Annotated in this window: 1 tRNA gene; it reads right to left on the bottom strand. The window is 42.1% G+C overall.

The window, feature by feature from the left end:
- Nucleotides 1-2: 2 nt before the first annotated feature.
- A tRNA-Arg gene (locus JO950_RS22160) sits at nt 3-76 on the bottom strand.
- Between the last annotated feature and the right edge of the window lie 176 nt (nt 77-252).

Raw genomic sequence — 252 nt, forward strand, 5'->3', positions numbered from 1 at the left:
TGTGAACGCAGAAGGATTCGAACCTTCGACCGCCTGCTTAGAAGGCAGGTGCTCTATCCAGCTGAGCTATGCGTCCAATATTTTACAACTTTAACCGTTGTTTTTTCTTTGAGAACAACTTGAGCTCTCTTTTATTCGAAAAAAAACTTCAACTAGTACAACCAGTTGAAGTTTATTTAGTACTCAGAGCGGGACTTGAACCCGCACGAACATTGCTGTTCACTGGATTTTAAGTCCAGCGTGTCTACCAAT

The sequence above is a fragment of the Flavobacterium sp. UGB4466 genome, from assembly GCF_903469665.1.
Lineage (GTDB): Bacteria > Bacteroidota > Bacteroidia > Flavobacteriales > Flavobacteriaceae > Flavobacterium > Flavobacterium lipolyticum.